Below are 4375 nucleotides of genomic sequence, written 5' to 3' on the forward strand. Positions count from 1 at the left end.
CACAGCCTTCGCCGTCCTCCTCGCCCTCGCCATCACCACCGTGATCACCGGCATCGTCACCACCCTCAAGATCGACGGCCCGCCCCCGCCGCCCATCACCCGCCTCGGACGCTGGGAACTCCGCACCCTCCCCGACGGCACCCCCGAATACACCTGGATCGCCCGCCAAGCCGGCCACTTCAGCCCCGAAACCAACCCCCACAACCACAAACCCCACGGCCGCCACCGCATACCCCAATGACCACTCGGAGTGGGAAGTCGGCGACGTCGACTTCCCACTCCAGATGGCACGAAACAGCCCCTGTGGCCCCTCAACCGGGTCCGAGCTGCTGGTTCGTGGAGGTCGGTGGCAGCACAGCACGAGGCACCATGCATCCTGACGGCCCAAAGAGAGCCGTCAGCGCCGTCGTTGAGACGGTCGAAGGCCGAGGGACGCCAATCAGCGTGCAAGAAACAGAACCCCAGACCGCTCCGGTCGGGGTTCCACGCGTTGGGGACACCGCTCACACGTCGCCGAACTCGCCATCCACGGCAGCATGGACGAATGCCGCCCACGCGTCGGGGGTGAATCGCAGACGGGGACCGTTGGGATCCTTGGAGTCACGGACCGTCCCGGGGCAGCTGTCGTCCACTTCGATGCAGTTTCCGCCGTTGCCGTTGCTAAAGCTGCTCCTCCGCCACCGGGCGGGCTTCTCGGGGGATGGCATCGGTGAGTCCTTCCAGTACTGCACTGATCATCGCTTCGGAGTCTCGTGGGGAGAGAGCCTGAGCCCTCAGCAGATCGTAGAGCGCCTGGCGATGGGATACCTCGTCCGTTTCTTCGAAAAGCGTGCCGGACCGACTTCCCTCCTCGTAGGCGACGACTGACCGGTCGGGCATGGTCAGGAGGGTCAACGATCCGCCCAACTCAGAGTGCTGACCGGCACTGAACGGCAGTACCTGGATCGTGATGTGAGGCAGCTGGCAGACACGAAGCAGTCGACTGAGCTGCTCCGCCATAGCCTTTTGCCCACCGATCGGGCGCCGGATCGCGCCCTCGTCCACGATGAACCAGTAGCGGCAGCGCGCGGGGTGGCGGTCAAGTCTCCTCTGGCGACGAAGCCGCTTCGTCAGCCAGTCGTCAATCTCCTCCGGCGCCGCAAACGGCTCTCCGGCCTGGAGCACAGCACGGGCAACGTCCTCCGTCTGGAGGAGCCCCGGCACGGTGGTCTCGTAACGCCTCATGGCGGATGGCGCGTTCCGCCAGCTCCATGAAGCGCTTGTACTTGTCGGGGAAGTCTTCCTTGCTGGCCAGAGGATAGAGGCGAAGGAACGAGCCGTCAGTGTTGAACGCGAGATCCAACGTCTCGGACAACCCCTCTGGCACCTTCGAGTCCCCGCCTTCGATCCTGGACAGGTGCCCCTTCGAGACGTTGAGGATCACCGCCAGCCGACTGAGCGACATGTTGCCGTGGAGCTTGCGCAGCCGCCGGATCTCGGAGCCGTAGAGATCCCGTGCGGACCGCCCGGGGTGAAGTTCGCGCTCGGCCCAACCCACTCGGACACCTCTCCTCTTCGCGCCTCCGTCTTCTGCGAGCACGCGATGTTTCCCGGGGCCGGTCCCATGTTGCGGGTCACCATTGGAAACATGACGCCCCTTCCGATGCTAGCGCCGGGTGTCGACTCTTGTAGCAGTCCAACTACGGAAAGGAGTCGACGGCGTGATCGCGAGGAGGACTTCGCCGGGCGCGGGACCACCGCGGCCCTCACTGTGGCAGGCCCGCCGACTGAACATCGCCGCCGCGTGAGCCAAGAGCGGGAAGGCGGTCACCGCGTGAACCTTCGCCCGCGGCTGGCCTTTCTCAGCCGGACACTCTGCGGCCTGAGTTCGGGAATCCGCCCGGGAACGGGCATCTCCTACCGCCAAGACCTGTGAGGCATGACATGGTGCACGACCTGATCGCGGCCCCGTTTCTGGGCTCCCACGTCGTCCTGCGGCCCGGTCGCCTGGAGGCGATCAAGCTGCCGGAACGGCGGTTCCGTGAGCTGGAACTCGCCAGTGCCCGTGGTGAGACCTGTCCGCCGTGGCTCCTGGAAGCGGCCAAGGCCCGATGGGGGATCGGATTGCCGGTGCGACGGGCCGCCGAGGCTGTGCTGATCAGGCGGCCCTCGCTCTTCGGGCACAGCCGGGGCAGCTGGGAACTCAACCTCGGATGCAACTTCAACTGTGACCACTGCTTCCTGGGCGAGCGGCCGTTCGCCGGCCTGGACGAAGCGGGGAAGCACAGCATGCTGCGGACCTTGCGGGACGCAGGCGTCCTCTGGCTCCAGATGACCGGGGGCGAGCCGTTGATCGACCCCCACTTCGCCGGTGCCGCTCGGCTTGCCCACGGCCTCGGGATGATGATCGAGGTGAAGACGAACGGGTCGCGACTCGCCCGACCCGAGGTTCTGGACGTGCTGACGGCCGTCAGGCCGTACCGGGTCGACGTCTCCTTGTACGGCGCCACGGAAGAGACCTACGACGGCTTCACCCACACCAGGGGGGCGTTCAAGCGGGCCACAGCCGGTCTGGCTGCTGCGGTTGCCGCCGGGGTACCGGTGCGCCTGTCGCTGATCATCACCGCGCAGACGGCCCACGAGCAGGGCCGCATGCGGGGCATGGCGGATGACCTCGGGGTGCCCTACACCGAGTACACCCACATGTCGCCGACCATCTACGGCGGAGGCGAAACGCTCAAGTCCCAGTCTCCGGCGCACCTCAAGCCGCTCAGTAGGTTCGAGGGCTGCAACGCGGGCCACACCTTCCTGCATGTGGACCCGCACGGACGGGCCTCGATCTGCAAGGTCGCCCGCGACGAACAGGTTGACCTGACATCCGAAGGAGCCCAAGGGCTCTCCCGCCTCGGCGTGATCGCCGACGGCCTCATGCTTCGCACCGGTGGCTGCTCCGGCTGCCGGCTCTCCGCGAACTGCTCGGTTTGCCGGCCGCTGGCCAAGCGCTACCAGGAGGCGAAGGCACCACTCAGGAATTACTGCCAACACGGACAGAAGGAGAGTGCAGCATGACCGCTGTCATGGTCGAGTTGACCGCCACCCGCACCGAGGAGAACGAGGAACTGTCGTTCATCGACGACGCCGAATCGTTCGGCGCCGACTCGCTGCCCGGGTGCGGCGACGACAACCCGTACCAGTAACCCGGTAGTAGCGTGACGTGTCCCCGGACGGGCTCCCGACGTTTCGACTCGGGGCCCGTCCGGGGCCTGTCACGAGAGACGAACGGACGACTGTGACCACATCCCGAATCCCGTACGCGGACCTGCCTGATACGGCGCGCAGGGCCGTCGAGGCGCACACCGGCCCGGTTCTGAAGGTGGAGTCGGAGACCGAGGGCTTCAACAGCTCGATCGCCGCCCGTCTGACGTCGCCGACCGGCACGTACTACGTGAAGGGGCTGCGGGCAGACCACCGGCGGGTCTGGACTCAGGCCCGCGAGGCGGAGGTGAACCCGTATGTGCGAGGGATCGCACCCGCCCTCATCGCCCGTGTCGAATCCGACGGGTGGGACCTGCTGCTATTCGAAGCCGTCGACGGACACCACGCCGACTACCGGCCCGGCTCACCCGACCTGCCGAAGGTCGTTGCCACACTGCGACGCCTGGCGGAGATCCCCTGCCCACCGATCCCACTACGGCACGCCGAGCAACGACTCGCCCGGTACGCCGCACGGCCGGAAAATCTCGCCCAGTTCGCCGGGGACGCACTGCTCCACACCGACTGGCACAACACGAACGTTCTCGTGACCGACCAGCGTGCCCGACTCGTCGACTGGGCATGGGCCACCAAGGGCGCCCCGTGGCTGGACGCCGGGTACTGGGCGCTCTGGCTGATCGCGTTCGGGCACGACCCCGCCTCGGCGGAGGAGTGGGCCTCCCACGTTCCGACGTGGCAGGCGGCCTCCGCCGAGGGGATCAACGCGTTCGCTGTCGCCAACGCCAACATGTGGGACGAGATCGGCGAAGGCGACCCCGACCCGTGGACGGCCCGCATGGTCGGCGCCGCCCGAACCTGGCGCGACTACCGAACGGTGTAACCGACCTCACGACAGATCCGGCTGCCCGTTCCTACCACCCGGTGTGGCGGCTGGGGTATAGCCGGCTCCAGCGGGAGCTACGCGCCTGGCCTCGCTCTTGTCCTTTCCTTGCGGTCCACCACGAACGTTCCGCGCTGCGGCAGGGTCCGGACCCACCCCTCGTCGCGAAAGAAACACGACCGCATGACGTGCGGTGTTCCGGGCCACCCATAGGTCTGCGTCAACGGCCCCGTCCGCCAGGGCGCACCTCGCCAGCACGGATGGGCTCCTCAGGGCGGGCCCTCGCGCGCTCGCGCGAGGGCC

Annotated in this window: 7 protein-coding genes; 4 read left to right on the top strand and 3 right to left on the bottom strand. The window is 67.4% G+C overall.

Annotation, left to right across the window (positions count from 1 at the left end; translation table 11 throughout):
* Positions 1-241 (top strand): hypothetical protein (locus ABD308_RS12545; RefSeq protein ID WP_344332750.1); only part of this gene is annotated, 241 nt, incomplete at its 5' end.
* Between the two features lie 262 nt (positions 242-503).
* Here ABD308_RS12545 and ABD308_RS12550 read toward each other — a convergent pair.
* The 3 genes from ABD308_RS12550 to ABD308_RS12560 are packed head-to-tail and all read right to left on the bottom strand — an operon-like array spanning position 504 to position 1537.
* Positions 504-707: a DUF397 domain-containing protein gene (locus tag ABD308_RS12550; protein ID WP_344332752.1), complete on the bottom strand. Its 204-nt coding sequence runs from the start codon at positions 705-707 to the stop codon at positions 504-506.
* Positions 661-1164 (bottom strand): DUF5753 domain-containing protein, encoded by a 504-nt coding sequence (locus ABD308_RS12555; protein ID WP_344332753.1) that lies wholly within the window; start codon positions 1162-1164, stop codon positions 661-663. The genes ABD308_RS12550 and ABD308_RS12555 overlap by 47 nt, the downstream gene beginning before the upstream one ends.
* Positions 1121-1537, bottom strand: coding sequence for a helix-turn-helix domain-containing protein (locus ABD308_RS12560; protein WP_344332755.1), 417 nt, complete (start codon positions 1535-1537; stop codon positions 1121-1123). The genes ABD308_RS12555 and ABD308_RS12560 overlap by 44 nt, the downstream gene beginning before the upstream one ends.
* Positions 1538-1923: 386 nt before the next feature.
* Here ABD308_RS12560 and ABD308_RS12565 point away from each other — a divergent pair, with 386 nt between their 5' ends.
* The 3 genes from ABD308_RS12565 (at position 1924) to ABD308_RS12575 (ending at position 4072) form a co-directional block, all read left to right on the top strand.
* The gene (locus tag ABD308_RS12565; RefSeq protein ID WP_344332757.1) at positions 1924-3048 is read left to right on the top strand and encodes a radical SAM protein; all 1125 of its coding nucleotides are present in this window, start codon (positions 1924-1926) and stop codon (positions 3046-3048) included.
* Positions 3045-3176: a hypothetical protein gene (locus ABD308_RS12570; RefSeq protein ID WP_344332759.1), complete on the top strand. Its 132-nt coding sequence runs from the start codon at positions 3045-3047 to the stop codon at positions 3174-3176. The genes ABD308_RS12565 and ABD308_RS12570 overlap by 4 nt, the downstream gene beginning before the upstream one ends.
* 92 nt (positions 3177-3268) lie before the next feature.
* The gene (locus ABD308_RS12575; RefSeq protein ID WP_344332761.1) at positions 3269-4072 is read left to right on the top strand and encodes a phosphotransferase family protein; all 804 of its coding nucleotides are present in this window, start codon (positions 3269-3271) and stop codon (positions 4070-4072) included.
* Positions 4073-4375: the final 303 nt, after the last annotated feature.

The organism is Kitasatospora putterlickiae, from assembly GCF_039527695.1.
GTDB classification, from domain to species: Bacteria; Actinomycetota; Actinomycetes; order Streptomycetales; family Streptomycetaceae; genus Kitasatospora; species Kitasatospora putterlickiae.

Bases quoted from the DNA above. Each gene is read 5' to 3' on its own strand.
- ABD308_RS12550 (WP_344332752.1), bottom strand. From the start codon at position 707: ATGCCATCCCCCGAGAAGCCCGCCCGGTGGCGGAGGAGCAGCTTTAGC.
- ABD308_RS12565 (WP_344332757.1), top strand. From the start codon at position 1,924: ATGGTGCACGACCTGATCGCGGCCCCGTTTCTGGGCTCCCACGTCGTC.
- ABD308_RS12570 (WP_344332759.1), top strand. From the start codon at position 3,045: ATGACCGCTGTCATGGTCGAGTTGACCGCCACCCGCACCGAGGAGAAC.